Origin of the sequence: Rhodospira trueperi (assembly GCF_900101965.1) — a bacterium.
In the GTDB taxonomy this organism is placed as follows: domain Bacteria; phylum Pseudomonadota; class Alphaproteobacteria; order Rhodospirillales; family Rhodospirillaceae; genus Rhodospira; species Rhodospira trueperi.
The window spans coordinates 96,702-112,915 of the sequence record NZ_FNAP01000011.1; the positions used below are offsets into that span (position 1 = coordinate 96,702).

Annotated in this window: 15 protein-coding genes; 5 read left to right on the forward strand and 10 right to left on the reverse strand. The window is 69.1% G+C overall.

Translation table 11 applies throughout. The features are described 5' to 3' along the window. Positions 1 to 10: 10 nt before the first annotated feature. Positions 11 to 373, reverse strand: a complete 363-nt coding sequence (locus BLS85_RS14090) for a hypothetical protein (RefSeq protein ID WP_092787373.1) — start codon at positions 371 to 373, stop codon at positions 11 to 13. 126 nt (positions 374 to 499) lie between these two features. After that, complete coding sequence (locus BLS85_RS14095; protein WP_143027199.1) at positions 500 to 1,240, reverse strand: aspartate/glutamate racemase family protein; 741 nt, start codon at positions 1,238 to 1,240, stop codon at positions 500 to 502. Positions 1,241 to 1,500: 260 nt separating this feature from the next. On the opposite strand from BLS85_RS14095, the gene BLS85_RS14100 reads away from it, so the two are divergent. The 3 genes from BLS85_RS14100 to BLS85_RS14110 all read left to right on the forward strand — a co-directional run bounded on the left by BLS85_RS14100 (position 1,501) and on the right by BLS85_RS14110 (position 4,738). Then, entirely contained in the window at positions 1,501 to 2,511 is a 1,011-nt protein-coding gene (locus tag BLS85_RS14100) for a TRAP transporter substrate-binding protein (RefSeq protein ID WP_092787375.1), read from the forward strand. A gap of 518 nt (positions 2,512 to 3,029) precedes the next feature. Continuing rightward, positions 3,030 to 4,334: a sulfite oxidase gene (locus BLS85_RS14105; protein ID WP_092787376.1), complete on the forward strand. Its 1,305-nt coding sequence runs from the start codon at positions 3,030 to 3,032 to the stop codon at positions 4,332 to 4,334. A 53-nt stretch (positions 4,335 to 4,387) separates the two neighbouring features. Further along, a complete protein-coding gene (locus tag BLS85_RS14110) occupies positions 4,388 to 4,738 on the forward strand; it encodes a c-type cytochrome (protein ID WP_092787377.1) in 351 nt (116 codons plus the stop codon). A 90-nt stretch (positions 4,739 to 4,828) separates the two neighbouring features. Here BLS85_RS14110 and BLS85_RS14115 read toward each other — a convergent pair whose 3' ends face one another. Further along, entirely contained in the window at positions 4,829 to 5,779 is a 951-nt protein-coding gene (locus tag BLS85_RS14115) for an AEC family transporter (RefSeq protein ID WP_092787378.1), read from the reverse strand. 47 nt (positions 5,780 to 5,826) lie between these two features. Continuing rightward, positions 5,827 to 6,288 carry a PaaI family thioesterase gene (locus BLS85_RS14120; protein WP_092787379.1) on the reverse strand — a complete coding sequence of 154 codons (462 nt, stop codon included), beginning with the start codon at positions 6,286 to 6,288 and terminating at the stop codon, positions 5,827 to 5,829. Positions 6,289 to 6,441: 153 nt separating this feature from the next. Between BLS85_RS14120 and BLS85_RS14125 the strand changes: the two genes are divergently transcribed. Next, positions 6,442 to 6,984, forward strand: coding sequence for a TetR/AcrR family transcriptional regulator (locus tag BLS85_RS14125; RefSeq protein WP_281242551.1), 543 nt, complete (start codon positions 6,442 to 6,444; stop codon positions 6,982 to 6,984). Between the two features lie 46 nt (positions 6,985 to 7,030). Here the strand turns inward: BLS85_RS14125 and BLS85_RS14130 are convergent, their stop codons facing one another. From BLS85_RS14130 to mfd, 4 genes are all read right to left on the reverse strand, one after another. Further along, complete coding sequence (locus tag BLS85_RS14130) at positions 7,031 to 8,065, reverse strand: glycosyltransferase (protein ID WP_092787381.1); 1,035 nt, start codon at positions 8,063 to 8,065, stop codon at positions 7,031 to 7,033. A 47-nt stretch (positions 8,066 to 8,112) separates the two neighbouring features. Further along, the gene (locus BLS85_RS14135) at positions 8,113 to 9,387 is read right to left on the reverse strand and encodes a hypothetical protein (RefSeq protein ID WP_092787382.1); all 1,275 of its coding nucleotides are present in this window, start codon (positions 9,385 to 9,387) and stop codon (positions 8,113 to 8,115) included. Next, a complete protein-coding gene (locus BLS85_RS14140; RefSeq protein WP_092787383.1) occupies positions 9,384 to 10,502 on the reverse strand; it encodes an NAD(P)/FAD-dependent oxidoreductase in 1,119 nt (372 codons plus the stop codon). The genes BLS85_RS14135 and BLS85_RS14140 overlap by 4 nt, the downstream gene beginning before the upstream one ends. A 131-nt stretch (positions 10,503 to 10,633) precedes the next feature. Further along, positions 10,634 to 14,077 (reverse strand): transcription-repair coupling factor, encoded by a 3,444-nt coding sequence (gene mfd, locus BLS85_RS14145; RefSeq protein WP_092787405.1) that lies wholly within the window; start codon positions 14,075 to 14,077, stop codon positions 10,634 to 10,636. Between the two features lie 381 nt (positions 14,078 to 14,458). Between mfd and BLS85_RS14150 the strand changes: the two genes are divergently transcribed. Further along, entirely contained in the window at positions 14,459 to 14,869 is a 411-nt protein-coding gene (locus BLS85_RS14150; protein WP_092787384.1) for a hypothetical protein, read from the forward strand. Between the two features lie 22 nt (positions 14,870 to 14,891). Here the strand turns inward: BLS85_RS14150 and BLS85_RS14155 are convergent, their stop codons facing one another. Both BLS85_RS14155 and BLS85_RS14160 read right to left on the reverse strand, forming a co-directional pair. After that, a complete protein-coding gene (locus BLS85_RS14155; RefSeq protein ID WP_092787385.1) occupies positions 14,892 to 15,278 on the reverse strand; it encodes an ArsR/SmtB family transcription factor in 387 nt (128 codons plus the stop codon). A 130-nt stretch (positions 15,279 to 15,408) separates the two neighbouring features. Then, a complete protein-coding gene (locus tag BLS85_RS14160; protein WP_092787386.1) occupies positions 15,409 to 15,882 on the reverse strand; it encodes a flagellar assembly protein FliX in 474 nt (157 codons plus the stop codon). Positions 15,883 to 16,214 lie beyond the last annotated feature (332 nt).

Here is a 16,214-nt window from a genome sequence, read left to right on the forward strand (position 1 = left end):
GGGGCCGGAGTTACTGGGACAAGGCTTCGGAAATCGCCTTGAACGGGTTCAGGCTGGACAGTCCGCCACCGCCACCGCCACCGCCCCCGGCGGCGGGGTCCAGATTGGCCAACTCTTCCGGGCTCATGGTGCTGAAGTCCACCTCGGCCATCACCGTCGGCCGCTGCGTCGGCACCACCAGGGTCGCGACCAGGACCGCCGCAGCCAGCACGCCGCCCACGATCACCAGCCGACGCATGCGAGCGGCGCGGCGGGCGGCGGCGCGCTCCCCGGTTTCCGTGCGGGCGAATGTGGCCAGTTCCGCCACCTGCGGATCGGACGGCAGGCGCCGCTTCCCGAATGCCGGCTCTTTGTGTGCTGCCCGGAGGGTCATCGCCTGATGCCTCGCATTCGATCCAAAATCCGATCAAGTTGGTATCATTGTGTGCCGATCCGGGCAACAACCCAAACGTAAGGGTGGCCAAAAGTCATAGGCCCAACGGCGATGATGGGTCTGACATTAGGCTGAGGCGTGACGCAGCATGATCGGCCCTGTGATCAGCCATCTCAGGGCCATGGCCAGATCGTAGACGGGCGCCCCGGCCTCGCTGCGGACGCGCTGCCGGAACGGCCCCAGGTTGGTGCATTCCAGCACCACGGCATCCAGCTTCCCGCCCGCCTGCGTGCGCAGGCGCTGGGTGGCCAGCGCCACCTCGCCACTGGCGACGGCGGCGTCGAACGACGGACGGTCCTCCGCAATGGTCGGATAGAACACGCGCGACAGTTCCATGCCCTCGATGATGACGTCTGGATCCCAGGCCGCCCCGAAGTGCGACGCCGCCAACGCGCGCGAGTCGAGCGTCAGTACGCCGATCCGGGCACGCGGCCCATGGGCCTCGCGCAGCAGGGGCAGAAGCAGCAGCGCGCTTGTCACCACCGGCACCGAAACGGCCGCCTGGAACCGCGCCTGCAACGCGCCGAGATATCCGCAACTGGTGCCGATGACACAGGCCCCTTCCTTCTCCAGGGCGCGGGCGGCGTCCACCAGGGCATCGGCGGTGGCCTCGTCGGGCGGCTTGGGCCGCGCGACGAGGCCGACACGGGCGCCGGGCACGCGCCGGTAGATCACGCGGCCGTCAAAGGTGTCCGGATGACCGATGTCACCCGGCGCGCGCGGAAAACGGGTGTCCAACATGACGATGCCGACCAGCCCGGTCGAACGCGGGGCGGGCGATGCGGACGGCGGAACTCCAGGAACCATGGTCAAAACCCCGTGGATCGCGGCGGGCGGGTGAGGCGCATCCCATACCATGCGCCCGCCACCCGGCCCGACACAAGGATAACCCCACCCGCGACCCGCCGCGGCGCCGGGCGGTTCCGGTCGCTTCGCGGGTCGGAAGCTTTGACCAGGCCGGGAATGCTGTCTAACACTGGTCTGCGCAAGACCGACCGCGACGTTCGGTTTCTGACCGGCTCCCTCCGCCCGGAGCGGGGAGCCGCCACACAGGGAGGTTCGCCATCATGTCTCATCCGACCACCAGCCGCCGGACCCTTTTCCGTACCGCCGCGCTCGGTGCTGCCCTGACTCTTCCTCTGGGGCTGAGTGCCGGAGCCGCCCAGGCCGAGACCTGGGACATGCCGATGGCCTACGCGGCGTCGAATTATCATTCCGAGAACAACGCCGCCTTCGCCGCCGCCGTGACGGAGCGCACCGACGGTGCCCTGGAGATCAAGACCCACCCCGGCGGCTCGCTGGTGCCGGGCGGTGAGATCTTCGGCGCCGTGCGGCGCGGTATCGCGCCCATCGGCGAGCGCCTGATGTCGGCCCTGGGCAACGAGCACCCGATCTTCGAGATCGACGCCGTGCCCTTCCTGGCCACCAGCTTCGAGGAGTCGCGCAAGCTGTATGAGGCCTCCAAGGCGGCCACGGAGGACGTGCTGGCCGAGAAGGGCCTGAAGCTGCTCTATGCCGTGCCGTGGCCACCGCAGGGTCTGTACGCGATCCACGAGATCAACAGCATCGAGGACATGGAGGGCCTGAAGTTCCGCGCCTACAACGCCGCCACCTCGCAACTGGCGGAAATGATGGGCGCCATCCCCACCAAGATCGAGACCGCCGAACTGTCGCAGGCCTTTGCCACCGGCGTGGCGGAAAGCATGATCTCTTCCGGCTCCACCGGCTACGATCGCAAGATCTGGGAGTTCGTGGACTATTGGTATGATGTCCAGGCGTGGCTGCCCAAGAACATGGTGATCGTCAATCTCGACGCTTGGAACGCGCTGGACCCCCAGATCCAGGGCATCGTTGTCGAGGAGGCCGCCAAGGCCGAGGAGGCCGGCTGGGCCGAGGCGCAGCGCCTCGCCGACTGGTACAAGGAGCAACTCGCCGCCAATGGCATGACCGTCGCGCCGCCGTCGGACGAACTGAAAGCCGGCTTCCAGGAGCTGGGCGCGCAGATGACCGCCGAGTGGACCGAGCGCGCCGGCGACATGGGTCAGGCCGTGCTGGAGGCGTATGAGGGCATGGAGTAACGGGGCAACCGCCGCGTGGGCCTGAATTTCCCGGTATGGGGGAAGGGCACCGGTCGTGACGTGAACGACGCCGACCACGCCCCTCCCCCCAAAAGGAAATGGTCCGAAAACCGTTTGATCCGTTCCGGTTCGGCGTAGGCTGGCCGTCTCCTCCTCCCATCGAGGGCAGGCTGGGAAGGGGGCGAGTTGGTTTTTCCGCCGGTCGCATCTTCCGCCGTGGGGCAGTGATTCAACCCCACCCCACCATGGAAGGCGCTTGCGGCGTCGACCGTCCGAATCGAATGCTCCGGCGCCAGGTGGAAAGAAATAGGCGGAATCCGTATCAGCAGGCGTGTGACCCGGGTCCCGCTGAACCTTCGTTCCGAACGCGAGCTTGTTGCGTGTTCGAACAGATGTCGCTATCCTCTCATGGTTGACGTGCAAAGCGGGCAACCCTTTTGCTGCACTGCGGATTCCGCACCAGCGAAGGGGAACAAAAACCGATCACAAACGCACCGCAACCAGGGAGGGATTCTTTCATGAAAAAGGAACGTGGACTCCGCGAACTTTATGAACAGGACCCGATTGCCGCCGACGAGGCCGTGTTCGGTCGCCGCTCCGGTCACGACCGTCGGGGCTTTCTGAAGGGCGCCGGACTGGCCGCCATGGGCGCCGCGCTGGGCTCGACCCTGCCGTTCGGCCGCACCATGCCTGCGGGTCTCATTCCCGCCGCGCTTGCCGATTCGCTCGAGGATTTCGTCATTGAGGGCAAGAACGGCCTGACCGTTCTGAACGACAAGCCAGTAAACGCGGAAACGCCGCCCCATCTGCTGGACGACGACATCACGCCTATCAAGCACTACTTCATCCGCAACAATGGTGTGCCGCCCCAGGATATCAGCCCCGACGGCTGGCGTTTGACCGTGGACGGCGAGGTCAACGAGGCTCTCGACCTGAGCATCCAGGATCTGGCCGACCGGTTCGAGGTCGTCACCCTGCGCCTGCAGCATGAATGCGGCGGCAACGGCCGGGCCGGGTTCAATCCGCCGGCCAGTGGCAACCAGTGGACCACCGGCGCCATCGGCAACGCGGAATGGACCGGCGTGCGTATGCGCGACGTGCTCAACGCCGCCGGGATCAAGGACAGCGCTCTTTATACCGCGCACTACGGGGCTGACAGTCACCTTTCCGGCGATCCGAACAAGCGGCCGATCTCGCGCGGCGTGCCGATCTGGAAAGCGATGGACCCGCACACCCTGATCGTCTGGCAGATGAACGGACAGGACATCCACCCAATGAACGGCGCGCCGTTGCGCATTCTGTGTCCGGGCTGGCCCGGCTCGACATCGCAGAAGTGGCTGACCCGCATCCAGGTGCGTGACGTGATCCACGACGGCACCAAGATGGCGGCGCCCAGCTACAGCGTGCCGATGTATTCCGTGCAGCCCGGCGCCGAGGTGGAGACGTCGGACTTCAAGGTGATCGAGTCCATGCCGGTCAAGTCCCTCATCACGTACCCGCGAAGCGGCCACCGGCTTCCGACCGGACACCGCATCCTCCGGGTGCGCGGCCATGCCTGGTCCGGGGACGATGTGGTGACCGCCCTCGACATCAGTTACGATTTTGGCGCCACGTGGACGCGCGCCGACCTGCAGGCCCCGCCCAACCGCTACTCGTGGCAGCGCTGGGAGGCCGAGATCACGTTCCCGACCAAGGGCTACTACGAGATCTGGGCACGGGCGACCAACCACCGGGGACAGCAGCAGCCGTTCGTGCCGCCGTGGAACCCGAAGGGGTATCTCAACAACGCGATGCACCGCATCGCTGTCATGGTGCCCGCGTGATGCGGCGCCCGGATCGGACCGCCGCGCGGCCCGGTCGGGGATGGCGAGAGAAGATGGTGGCGGTGGCCTGTGCCGTTGCCGTCCTTTTCCCCGGCAGCGCCATTGCGCAACAACGGGAGACGTTGCCCGGCGACGGCGAGGGAAAATGGATCGTCGAGTCGTGGTGCAGCGCCTGCCACTCCCTCAATATGGTCGTCCAACAGGGGATGTCCCGCCGGCGCTGGGACGAAACGCTGGTGTGGATGGTCGAGAAGCAGGGCATGCCGGAACTGCCGGACGACGCCCGCGAGACGGTCCTGGACTATCTCGCGGAACACTTCGGCCAGGAGCATCGGCCCGGCGGCAGGGCCGGTTCGCCGATGTCCATCGGGACCGGGGTTCAGCCGCTGTTCCCGACACAGTAGGCAGGGCGGATCGTGGCGCTTGTTGGCGGAAGATCGTGACGGCCGATGTCTCGCGCGGGGCATCGGCCGGTGCCGTGGTGCCATGGCGGGCTATTGCAGCAGACCGGCGCTTTCGATGCCGTACAGCAACAGCGTGACCGTCACGATGGACAGCAGCGTCGTCACCAGGATGCTGGCCGAGGCCTGGTCCACCCAGGTCTCGAACTGTTGAGCCATGACGAAAACGTTGGACGCGGTCGGCAACGCCGCCAGCAGCACGGCCGTGCCCACCCACACCGGGTCGAACGGGCCGAAAAAGGTCAGCCCCGCCAGCATGATGAACGGATGGCCGAGCAGCTTCATGGGCACGATGTAGCCCAGCGCGCCCGGCACGCCCCGGGTGCGCCGGTTGGCCAGGGTGACCCCCATGGCGAACAGGGCGCACGGCGCCGCCGCCTGGGCCAGATAGTCGATCAGGCGGGCCAGGGGAGCCGGCGGTTCCCAGCCGGTGACGGCGGCGGCGACTCCCAGAAAGACCGCGACGATAAACGGATGCGTCACCACCTGACGCACCACCGTCAGCGCCAGCCGCGCCGGCGATTCGGTGTCGCGTCCGGCCAGCGCCATCATGGCCGGCGCCAGCGTGAAGTGCATGATGTTCTCGAAACAGAAGATCAGCGCCACCGGGACGGCGGCCTCCGGCCCGAACACCAGGAGGGCCAGCCCCGGCCCCATGTAGCCGATGTTGCCGTAGGCGCCGGCCAGCCCCTGGATGGTCGAGTCCGCCACCTTGCCGCGCGAAAAGAGCATTCCCAGGCCGAACGTCACGGCGGCGACCGTGAAGGTCATGCCGACGTTCGTGGCGATGAAGCTCCACTGCGTCAGTTTCTCGACGGGTGTTTCGGACAGCAGGCTGAAGAACAGGGCCGGCAGCGCGATGTAGACGACGAAGACGTTCAGCCACCCGAGTTCCGAGACCGGCAGTTTCTTGGCCCGGCCGGCGATGCCGCCGACGGCGATCAGGCCGAAGAACGGCGCGATCAGACCGATGATCTCAAGCATGCCTGCGGTCCTCAGCGTGGCGGCGGCACACGCGGCCCGTCCCCGGGCTACGTCCCGACCCGCATCATGGTCGCCTGCATCAGCGCCACGGGTTTTTCCGTGCCGTCTGTCTGTTCGGCGATGACGGAGGCCTGCACCACCACGATCTGGCGGCCGGCGCGCAGCACCTGCCCCCGGGCGCGGAAGCGGTGCCCCACGGCCGGGGCCAGCAGGTTGTGCTTGAACTCGATGCTCAGCACGTTGCTGTCGGGCGGCATGACGGTGTAGGCGGCGTATCCGGCGGCGGTGTCGGCCAGCGCGGCCGTCACCCCGGCATGCAGAAAGCCGTTCTGTTGGGTCAGGTCCTCGCGGAACGGCATGACCAGTTCGACGGCGCCAGGGGCGACATCGGTCACGCTGGCCCCAAGGGTGGCCATGAACGCCTGACTCGCGAAACTGTCACGCACACGCTGGACATAGTCCGGGCATCCGGGCGAGAACGAGGGAGGGGTGATCGGGGCCGTGTCCATGATGGGGTGCCGTCCTGGTGATCCGCGCGGCGGAGGGAAAAGTATACGCCAACGTATGGACGGACCCCGGTCCCGTCAAGACGCAAGCGGCTCACGCCGCGCCGGCCTGGAGGCGATACCCTGAGGGAAGCCAAGACACACCGCGACGCGTGGCTGGAGGCCGCCTTCGCCATGCTGGCCGAGGGGGGCGTGGACAATGTCCGCGTCGAGCCGCTGGCCCGGCGACTGAACGTGACCAAGGGTGGGTTCTATTGGCACTTCCGCGATCGCGCGGACGTGCTGGCGGTGATGCTGGAGCGCTGGCGCGATGGCCGCGTGGCGGTGATCGTCCGTCATGTGGCGCCGGGCGAGGACGAGGACGCCGAGGCCGTGCTGCGCCGCCTGCTGGACCGCTATCTGGACCATCCGAATCCCCGGGGCTCGGCCATCGAAATGGCGGTGCGCGACTGGGCGCGTCACGACCCCGCCGCCGCCGAGGCGGTGGCCGAGGTGGACCGCGCCCGCCTGGCCCACGTCACGCCGCTGTTCGAATCCCTGGGCATGGATGCCTGCGAGGCGCGGGCGCGGGCGCGCCTGTTCTACGCCTATGTGTTCGGCCAGAACCTGCTGACCCCGGGCACCGGCGACGCGGCCGAGACCACACGGGTGTCCGACCGCATCACCGCCATTCTGCTGGGCCGCGACGCGTCCGCATGATCCGGTCTTCGTCTGAATCCTGAAGGCCGCGTTGATGGATGGGAGGTCAGGCGTCGGCGGCCTTCAGCGCGTCCATGAGCGCCCGATAGCGCGCCACCACGGACGCGCGCGAGAACTCGGCCGCCACCCGTTCCAGCCCGCGCCCGGCCAGATGCGCCCCCAGGTCCCGGCTGTCCAGAACACGCCGGATCGCGCCGGCCAGCGCGGCGGCGTCGTCCTTCGGCACCAACAGGGCGTCGTCCCCGTCGCGCACCATCTCGGCCGGGCCGGCGGCATCGGCCACGACCAGAGGCTTGCCGTGCGCCCAGGCCTCGACGGTGACGGTGCCGTTCGGCTCGTAGCGCGAGGGGAACACCACCATGTCGGCGGCGCCCATCAAGGCCGTGCGGTCGGTGCGCCAGCCCAGGAAGCGCACCCGCCCGGCCACGCCCAGGCTGTCCGCCAGGGCCTCCAGTTCGGCCCGGTTCGGCCCCTCGCCGGCGATCCACAGCCACGCCGCCGGCACCTCGACCAGCGCATGCAACAGTACGTCCAACCCCTTGGCCGGGTGCAGCCGGCCCAGCGCCAGCAGCAACGGCGCGTCGTCGGGCGTGCCGTGGTCGGCGCGCGGCACCGGGACCGCCGCCGCGTCCACTTCGCAGAAGTTGGGGATGGTATGCACGCGGTGCTCGGGCCAGCCGCCGTCCAGGATATGGCGCCGGATGCCGGGGATGATGGCGATCAGGTGGTCGAAACCCCGGTAGTACTTCAGGTCGTAGTAACCGCCCAGGCGCGCGGCGCGCAGCCACGGCCCGGCCGGCAGCTTCGATGCCGCCCGGTTCATCCAGGCTAGCGCGACCGTCGCGCCGTGGTCGCGCAAATGACGGCGCAGAATGCCGGGCGTGCGAAGGTCCAGCCCGCCCCCGAACGGCGCGGTCTCGACGGTGCAGCCGGCCGCGCGCAGGGCCTCGACCCGGTGCGCGTGCGGGCGGATGACCAGCGATTGGTCCACGCCGTCGCCTTCCAGCGCGGCGGCCAACGTGGTGAAGAAGGTCTCCGCGCCCCCGTGGGCGGCGCCGGCCATGACCTGGGTAAGATGCATGGGAGGGGCTTTCGTCACAGAACAGGACACGGACGCGGTTCCGCCGCTCACTCCACCGCCATGATGGCTTCCCAGCGCTTGAACGCGTCCAGGCCGTCGATCATGACGCCGTCAAAGCCCAGGTCCATCACCGCGACGAAGTATTCCCCAAGCTGATTTTTCCACGCCGGGTCCCAGAATTCGGTGAAGTGCGCCCCGGGCCGGCCCAGCGCGGTGGCCGACAGCCAGCGCGGCGTGCCCAGGTCCCAGGACGGCTCCCAGTAATACTCGTCGGCGTTGGCGTAGCCGACGTCGAACGCCGCCATCACCAACCGACGCGCGCCCAGCTTTTTGTAGCGCAGTTCGCGGACGTGCTGCGCCGCCAGGGCCTTTTCCCCCAGTACGAAGGGGTCCAACACCAAAATGTCGTGGTTGGTCTCGCGCAGCGCCCCGATCAGCAGGCTCACGTCGCCGAACCCCGACGCATCCTCCAGCACCAGGATGGAGCGGGCCTGTTGGGGATCGGTGATGTTGTCCGCGTTCTCGCCCCAGGGGCGTTCGGTCGGAATGTCGTCGAGGCGGCCCTGGGGATCGGTATCGACATGAATCAGCAGGCCGGCGGTGCGGGCGCGGCGGCGCGCCTCGTCGGCGATGTCCGGGCTGGCGCAGTGGTCGATGGAGGCCAGAACCATGTTCAGGTCCGCCAGACGCACCAAGTCCTCGTCACTGACCGGCGGTTCGCCGCAGAACTGGCCGTCGATCACGAAGCCGTCGATGGCGGCCAGGAATCCGCTGGCCGGTTCGCCAACGCCGGCCGCCGGGCTGTCCGGGTCCAGGTTGCCCTGTCCGGCGCGGGCGATCCGGGCCGCCTCCAGCACGGCGGCGCGGCGGCTCCGGAAGGCCAGTGGCGCGCCCCCGCGCGCCAGGACGGCGAAGCCCGGCTGGCGGGCGCGGGCATAGCGCGACAGCTCCTGGACAATGGCCCGCAGTTCAGCGCGCACGTCGGGAACCAGCCAGGGCGGCAGGGACAGGATCGGCTCCCCGGGGTCCTCGGTGGCCTCGCGCGCGGCCTCGCGCGCCTCCCTCTGGCGGCGGAGCAGGTCGAGCAGGCCCGGCTGGTCGTCTCCGCCACTGGACAGGCCCTGCGGGTCCATGCCCTCCTGCTCCGGTTCCAGCCCGATGTCCCGCAATTGCTGCATCAGGCTTTGGGTCCCGGAGGGAGGCGGCGCCACCATCGCCGGCCCCTCGGCGGGCGCCGGCTCGTCGGCGGCGCGCGCGGCCCCCCCGGCCATCAGCGCAACGCCCAGGGCGAGGGGAAGAAGTCGGGAAACCATCCTGCTCATGCGGTCCACTCCGCCACGGTCTCGGCGATGGCGAGACAACTGGTCAGGCCCGGGCTCTCGATGCCGTACAGTGCCGCATAGCCGGGAACCCGCGTCTCGCGCGGGGACTGTATCACGAAATCGCGCGCGGGTTCTCCCGGAGCCTGCACCTTGGGACGGATTCCGGCATAGGCCGGGGACAGCGCGCCGTCGGGCAGCCCCGGCCAGTAGCGGCGGATGCCGTCCACGAAGAGGGCGGCACGGCCCGGGTCCACGGTGTAGTCGATGCGGTCGATCCACTCCACGTCCGGCCCGAAGCGGCCCTGCCCGCCCAGATCGCGGGTGTAGTGCAGCCCCAGGCTGGCCGGCCCGGGCACCGGATAGATCAGGCGGCGGAAGGGCGCCCGGCCGCTCAGCGCGAAATACACGCCGCGCGCCAAATGCAGCGGCGGCACCGTCTCGGGCGGCACGCCGGCGATGGCCCGGGCGACCGCCTGGGCGCCCAACCCGGCGCAGTTGACGACGCCGCGCGCGCGCAGGCGCATGGGGGCCTCGCCGCCAACGTCCAGATCCACCCCCCCGTCCACCACCCGTCCGCCCGTGACCGGGCTGCGCAGCGCCAGCGCCGCGCCCGCCGCCTCGGCGTCGCCCAGCAGGGACAGCATCAGGCCGTGACTGTCGAGGATCCCCGTCTCCGGCGACAGCAGCGCCGCCGTGCAGGCCAGGCCATCCGGCTCCAGCGCCATGGCCTCGGCGCCGGAGAGCCAGGGCAAGTCCACCCCGGCCGCCGCCGCCCGCGCCTGGACCGCGCGCAGGGCGTCGTGTTCGGCCTCGCCGCCGGCGGGGCTGGCGACGATCAGCTTGCCGCATGTGTCGTGGGCGATGCCGCGCTCGGCCAGATAGCGATAGAGCATCCGGCGGCCCCGCACGCACAGGCGCGCTTTCAGGCTGCCCTCCGGGTAGTACACGCCGGCATGGATGACTTCGCTGTTGCGCGACGAGGTGGCGGTGCCGAAGGCCTCGGCGGCCTCCAGGATGACGACCTCGCACCCGGCCAGGGCCAGCGCGCGCGCCACCGCGAGGCCCACGACGCCGGCCCCGATCACCACGCGTTCGACGGTCTCAGGGGTGGTCACGGAGGGAGCCTCGTCTTTGAACGGAGCATGACGGCGATGGAGGATGGACCCGTCCGGTCGGTGCGCGCAAAGTACCGCGCGCCCGATCCCTTGGCCAGCGGAATGCCGGGGGCGCGGCTTTCGCAAGGCGCCTACCCCGCCGCCACCCCGGCCAGATCCTTCATCAGCCGGTGCAGGCCCTGCAAACGCCGCGCGTCGTCCGCCCAGTCGCGCTTGGCGACCAGCTTGTGGTCGGGCCGGAGTTTCACGCTCGTCACGTTCTTGCCGATGAACTGCACCAGCCCGGCCGGGTTGGGGAAGTCGTTACCCCGGAAGGTGATGACCGCGCCCTTCGGCCCGGCGTCGATCTTCTCCGCGTTGGCCATACGGCACAGAACCTTGATGCGGATCACCTTCAACAGGTTCTCGACTTCGGTCGGCAGCGGGCCGAAGCGATCGATCATCTCGGCCGCCAGCGCCTCGACCTCGTCGTCCGCCGTCACGTCTCCGATGCGCCGGTACAGCGACAGCCGCACCCCCAGGTCGGGCACGTAGCCCTCGGGGATCAGGATCGGCGAGCCAAGGGTGATCTGCGGCGACCAGGTCTCCTCGGCCGCCTCCATCCCCTCGCCCGAGCGGGCGGCGGCCACCGCCTCCTCCAGCAGGTGCTGATAGAGTTCGATGCCGACCTCGCGGATATGGCCGGATTGCTCATCGCCCAGCAGGTTGCCCGCCCCGCGAATGTCCAGGTCGTGGCTGGCCAACGTGAACCCGGCCCCCAGGGTGTCGAGCGTCTGCATGACATCCAGCCGTTTCTCGGCCGCCTTGGAGAGTTTCCGGTTCGGCCGGATGGTCAGGTAGGCATAGCCGCGCGCCTTGGCCCGCCCGACGCGGCCGCGCAACTGATAGAGCTGGCCCAGCCCGAACATGTCGGCGCGGTGAATGATGATGGTGTTGACGCGCGGCATGTCGAGGCCGCTCTCGATGATGTTGGTCGCCAGCAGGATGTCATACTGCCCGTCGGCGAAGGCGGTCATGACGTCCTCAAGCTGCTTCGCCGCCATCTGGCCGTGGGCGACGGCCACCTTGACCTCGGGGACAAGAGCTTCCAGCCGCTCCGCCACCTCGTCGATGTCCTTCAGGCGCGGACAGACATAGAAGCACTGCCCGCCCCGGTAGCGCTCACGCAAAATGGCCTCGCGGATCACCACCGGATCGAACGGCAGCACGAACGTCCGCACCGCCAGCCGGTCCACCGGCGGGGTCGCGATCAGGCTCATCTCGCGCACCCCGGTCAGCGCCAGTTGCAGGGTGCGCGGGATCGGCGTGGCGGTCAGGGTCAGGACGTGGACATCGCTCTTGAGCTGTTTCAGGCGCTCCTTGTGCGCGACGCCGAAGTGCTGCTCCTCGTCGATGATCAGCAGGCCCAGGGTCTTGAAGTGAATCGACTTGGCCAGCAGGGCATGCGTGCCGACAACGACATCGAGCGTACCGCTGGCCAGTTCGGCCTTCACCGCCGTGGCCGCCTTGCCGGTGACCAGCCGCGACAGGTGGCCGACCCGCACCGGCAGGCCGGCAAAGCGTTCGCTGAACGTCTTGTAGTGTTGGCGCGCCAGCAATGTCGTCGGCACCACCACCGCCACCTGCTGGCCCGACAGCGCGGCGACGAAGGCGGCGCGCAGTGCCACCTCGGTCTTGCCGAAGCCGACGTCGCCGCAGACCAGCCGGTCCATGGGCTTGCCGTCGCCCAGGTCCTCCAGCGTTTCCCCGATGGCCCGCAACTGGTCGTCGGTCTCGACGTAGGGGAAGCGGGCGGCGAATTCGTCGTACAGGCCCTCGGGCGGCGTGTAGACCTCGGCCTTGCGGAGATGGCGGGCGGCGGCCACCTGGATCAACTGCTCCGCCATATCGCGGATGCGGTTCTTCAGCTTGGCCTTGCGCGCCTGCCAACCCACCCCGCCCAGCTTGTCGAGGTTCACCCCGGCGGTCTCGGAACCGTAGCGGGACAGGACCTCGATGTTCTCCACCGGGACGAACAGCTTGTCCTCGCCAGCGTAGATGACCCGGATGCAGTCGTGCGGCGCGCCGCCGACCGTCAGCGTCTCCAGCCCGTCATAGCGGCCGATGCCATGATCGACGTGCACCACCAGATCGCCCTCGACCAGAGTCGAGGCGTCCTGGATGAACGAGTCGGCCTTGCGCTTCTTCTTCTGCGGTCGGGCGAGGCGGTCGCCGAGTACGTCCTGTTCGGCGATGACGGCCATTTCAGGGGTCTCGAACCCCCGGTCCAAGCCCAGCGCCACCAGGGCCAGGGCGTCTTTGTGCGCCGTGGCGAGATCGGCCCAGTTTTCCACGGTTTCCACGGGCGCCGATCCGTGATCGCGGATCAGTCCGCCCAGCCGATCGCGCGAGCCTAGCGAGTGCGCCGCCAGCACCACCCGTTTCCCGGCGTGGATGCGCTCGCCGGCGTGGGCGGCGACGGCCTCGAACACGTTCTCGCCGGTGCGGGCGCGCACGTCGGCGAAGTCGCGACCGGGCCGGCCCTCCATGTCCAGGGTGTCCGGCGCCGCCTCGGCCGGGGCGTAGGGCGACAGGTCGAACACGCGGGGCGCCGCGCCCAACAAACGTGCCCAGTCCTCGTCCGTCAGGAACAGCCGCTCCGGCGGAATCGGGTTGTAGATCAGGCCGCCCTCGCCCGAGCCCGACACGGCGATGTCGCGCCGGGCGGCGTGGTATTCCTCGATCTGCTCCCAGCGCGCGGCGCGGGCGGCCTCGGCGTCGGGATCGAGGGTGACGATCGCCTCGGGCGCATAGGCCAGCAGCGTGTCCATGCCGTCGTGGAACAGCGGCAGCCAGTGTTCCATGCCGGCCATGGCCTGCCCGGCGGAGATGGTTTCGTACAGCGCGTCCTCGCGTTTCGGCGCGCCGAACAATTCGCGATAACCGGAACGGAAGCGGGCGATGGAGGCGTCGTCCAGCGTCAGTTCGCTCATGGGCTTGAGGACGACGCGGTCGGCCTCGCCGGTGGTGCGCTGGCTGACGGCGTCGAACACGCGCAGGCCGTCCACCTCGTCGCCGAACAGGTCCAGGCGCAGCGGGTCGGCGTGGCCGGGCGGGAACAGGTCCACCAGACCGCCGCGCACGGCGTACTCGCCCGGTTCCATCACCTGCTCGGCGCGCACATAACCGGTGCGGCCGAGGAAGCCGAGCAGGGCCTCCATGTCCAGGCTCTCGCCCTTGACGATGGGGAAGGCGGACCCGGCCAGCGACTCGCGCGGCGGCAGGCGCTGGGTGACGGCGTTGACGGTGGTCACGATCAACAGCGGGTCGGGCGCCGGGGCGTCGGGCGGCAGGGACGCGAGGTCCGCTAGGGTCTCGATGCGCCGCGCCAGGATGTCGGCGTGCGGCGAGACCCGGTCATACGGCACGCAGTCCCATGCCGGCAGGTCCAGCACGCGCAGGTCCGGCGCCATGAAGCGGGCGACCTCGACGAGGGTCGCCAGCCGCACGTCGTCGCGCGCCACGTGCAGCACCGGCCGGCCCTTTCGGGCGCGGGCCAGGGCGGTGAGCACATGGGCGTCGTGCCCCTCCGGCATCCCGGCCAGGGTGACGCGGCCCTTGGTTTCGTGCAGGGCCTTCTCGATCTGTCGTTTCAGCACGGGAGGCGACGTGTCCAGCGATCACGGGAGGCGGGCATAGCGCGTTCCCCGTCCGGGAGTCAAACCCGCGCCGCCGCCGCGGATGTGAATCAGATCGCTCCGATGGGGCGAAAGAACAGCGCGCGCCTGCGGTGCGCCGACCCCTTCATCCGGACGCCGCATGATGCCTCAGGGCGGGAATCGGGCGGGCCGGTGACCCGGGTCACAGACTCCTGCCACGGTTCGCGCGGAAAATAGTCATTATTCCAGGCGAAGATGCCCGGTCGGATCGGATGCAAGGTCCGGATCGACACGCCAGGACTCAGGGAGGATCGACCCATGACCCGCTTGGCCGGATACCTGACCGCAGTCGCCCTGACCGTCGGCTTGGCTGGCGCCGCCGGGGCCGCCCCAGAAACCATGCCCGGGACCATGAAGACGCCCTCCGCCGCCGACATCCCCGTTGTCTTCACATCGGAAGCGTTCGCCGCGACCCCTGAGGCGCTGTGCGACGGCGCGTTGGAAAACGTGGCCATCGGCCGTCCCGTGCCGTTCCGCGCGGCCGGGTGCCTGCGCACCTTCCTGCTGGAGGCCGACTCAGCCGCGACGGTGGCGGCACGTCCGGCGCCGGAGGCCTGCGAGGCCCTTCTGCCCAGCTTCGCCGTGGGCGCGCCGGTTCTCCTGGGCGCGGCCGTGCCGTGCGTGGAAGACTACATCCTGACCGGCCGCGATCAGGTGGCCACCCGCTGATGTGCCGGGCGCGTCGGCGCGGTCAGCCCGCGCCGGCCGGGGACGCCGCGGAAGCGCCGCACCCCTCGCCGGCGGGCTTCGGCACATCGCCGGGCGCGGCGGCCCGCGGGGCGCAATAGATCGTGTATAAGGTCCCGAGAATCGCCGCGACCTCGTCGCCCTTCAGCGAGTAATAGATGGTCTGGGCCACCCGCCGGGTGCGCACCAAGTCGTCGCGGCGCAGGCGCGCCAGATGCTGGGACAGGGCCGACTGGCTGAGGCCGACCACCCGCTCCAGTTCGCCGACCGAGCACTCGTTGCCGTGCAGCTGACACAGGATCAGCAGGCGGTATTGATTGCTCATGGCCTTGAGCAAGGTGCTGGCGCCGCGCGCCTGCTCTTGCAGTTTCTGGAGGTCGTCCTCGGTCATGCCCGCCCCGCCGCTCTCAATCCATACCCGATCCGGGCCGGGTGGACACGTACATTAGCATATTCCGAACCTGTAACAACGCGGGAATGCCATCCGGCCGACGAGCAGTTCAGCCGCGACCGGGCCGGACTCACGCGCCGGCGCGAGCCAGTTTGGCCAACTCAACCTCGGCACGCAGTTCGATTTCGTCGAGCAGGGCGTCAAGCTGGCGATCCGGTCCCTGCTCCCGCTTGGCACGGACCATGCTGGCCAGTTCCATCAGGCGGTCCTTGGGGATGGCGCCCAGCAACAGACCAAGGCGAACCTCTTCCAGACGGTCGAGCATGTCCTCGCCCCGTCGGATCAGACGGGTCTGGCGCTGTCGGCGTTGGGCGGCGTCGTCCGCCGCGCCGACCTCCTGCAGGGCCAGCAACCCATCGAGCCCGCCGACGCCTTGGGCCTCGGCAATATCGTCGGTCCCGCTTCCGCTGCCCGGAGCCTCGGTGAGGAAGCCCTTGAGCGCCCGCTCGAAATCCAGGCCGGAGGCGGCGTCTCCGGCGCGATCCGCGCGCCGGGAGCGATTTCCAGGAGCGCCACGAGACGGCCCTTCGATCTTCATGGTCATCGCGTCTACCCGTTTTGATCCCGCCGCCCGGCCGTTACACCCTAGAATGGCCGGCCCGGCCCCGCCTGTTGAACCATGCTACTGTCCAGATCCCAGAACCTGCAACCATCACGCCAGACCGATGCACCGGGTTTATAATCCTGGGATCAACAATAAATCGATCTCTTAGGACATGTAAATAACATATTAAGATTCATAGAATTTTAGAGATTCAACCACATCGGCGCCAGCCGCCGGCCCCTCGCGACCCCTGACGCGACCGCTGGGCAACATCTGCCGGCCTGCGGGCCGGACCTGCCCACCGCATCCCGGCGCGCCCCTGCACAACGCCC